1 protein-coding gene is annotated in these 2,011 nt (G+C 73.5%); it reads right to left on the reverse strand.

What is annotated here, in order from left to right:
* On the reverse strand, positions 1-2,011 hold a 2,011-nt coding region (locus ATO11_RS22255; RefSeq protein ID WP_165587012.1), incomplete at both ends, for a hypothetical protein.

Genomic DNA, 2,011 nt, shown 5'->3' on the forward strand with positions numbered 1-2,011 from the left:
CAGCGTGTCGTTGGACGGATCGAGGGCGTTGCCCGCGGATTGCGCGGCATCCGAGCCCGCCAGCGCGCGCACCGGCTCGGGGCCGGCGGCAAGCGCGGTGTCGGTCACGGTGACCGTCTCGGTCGCCTCGGCGCAATTGCCGGGATTGGTCTTCTCGCAGATGCGGTAGGTCACGGTATAGGTGCCCGCCGCGGTGCCCGCGCCCACGGTCAGTTCGCCGGTCTCGGTGTCGAGCGTCAGCGCGGCGTCGATCGCGACGGTGGTCAGGTCGACATTGCCGGACGGGCCGGCCGCGGCCTGCACGCCGTCGAGCACGTCACCCGCGCCCAGCACCAGGCCCGCCGGCAGCTCATCGTCGGAGCCGGTCAGCGCGCGGGTGGGCTCGGCCACGGCCTGCAGGGTGGTGCGCGCGACCTCGACCGTCTCGGTGGCGGTGGCGCAATTGTCGGCATTGACCGCCTCGCAGATGCGGTAGGTCAGGGTATGGGTGCCGAGCGGCTGGTTGGCCGCGACGGCGATCAGGCCGGTCTCGGGGTCGAGCGACAGCCCGGCATCGGCGCCGACCAGCGTCAGCACCACCGTGCCGCCATCGCCCGGCGTGACCGGGATGCCGTCGAGCGTATCACCCGCGGCCAGGGCCGAGCCCGCCCCCACCTGGGTGCTGGCCTGCATGACCTGACGCGTCGGCTCGGACGCGGCCAGGATCGGACGGTCGGTGACCACGACGGTCTCCACCGCCTCGGCGCAGTTCACCGGGTTCGCCGCCTCGCAGATGCGGTAGCGCAGGGTGTAGCTGCCCGGAGCCGTGCCCGCGGCCACGCGCAATTCGCCGGTCGCGGGGTCGAGGCTCAGCTCGGCCGCGGTGTCCGGGCCGGCCACCGCCGACAGGATCACCGTGTCACCGGCCACCGCCGCGGCGCCGTCCAGCAGGTCGTTTGCCGCGTCCAGCACGTTGCCCGCCAGCAGGATCTCGTCCTGCCCGGTCACGTTGCGCGGCGCCTCGGCCGCCGCCGCGATCGGCGTCAGCGAGATCACCACCGCCTCGGTCGCCTCGGCGCAATTGTCGCCGTTGGCCGGCTCGCAGATGCGGTAGGTCAGGGTGTGACGGCCGAGCGGCTGGTCCCCCGCCACGGTGATCACACCGGTCGCGGTATCCAGCGTCAGGCCGGGATCGGCGCTCACCAGCGTGAGCGTCACCGGGTTGGCCCCGCCCAGCGTGGCCGCCGCCCCGTCGAGCAGGTCATTGCCCGCGTCGAGCACGGTGCCCGCCGCCTGCGCCGCACTCTGCTGGAAGAGCGGCCGGTCCGCCTCCGCCGCCGCCGCGATCGGGGTGTCGGTGATCTCCACCGTCTCGATCGCCGTGGCGCAATTGTCGGCATTGCCGATCTCGCAGATCCGGTATTCCAGCGTGTAGCTGCCCGCGGGCGTGCCCGCCGCCACGAGAAGCGTGCCGGAATAGCCGTCCACGGACAGTTCCGGCGCCGAGTTCGCCCCCGCGACGCGGCTCAGCACCACCGTCGGGCTGTCGCCCAGCACCACCGCCACGCCGTCCAGCGTGTCGTTGAGCGCCGACAGGACCGAGCCCGCCGCCTGCGCCGCATCCGCCCCGATCACCGGGCGCACCGCTTCCGGGCCCGCCGCGATCACGCGGTCGGTCACCTCGACGGTTTCCACCGCCTCGGCGCAATTGTCGGCATTGGCCGCCTCGCAGATGCGGTAGCGCAGCGCATGCGTGCCCGCCGGGGCGCCGCCCGTCAGCGTCAGCGCGCCGGTGGCCGGATCGACCGCCAGGAAGGCGCTGTTGCCGGGATCGGCGACCGCGCTCAGCACCACGTTGCCACCCGCGCCGGGCACCGCCGCCGCACCGTCGAGCACATCATTGCCCGCATCGAGCACGTTGCCCATCGCCTGGTCACTGTCCGACCCGGTCGCCGGGCGCACCGCCTCGGCACCCGCCGCGATCACGAGGTCGGTCACCTCGACACTCTCCACCGCCTCGGCGCAATTGTCG

Origin of the sequence: Pseudaestuariivita atlantica, assembly GCF_001205715.1 — a bacterium.
GTDB lineage: Bacteria > Pseudomonadota > Alphaproteobacteria > Rhodobacterales > Rhodobacteraceae > Pseudaestuariivita > Pseudaestuariivita atlantica.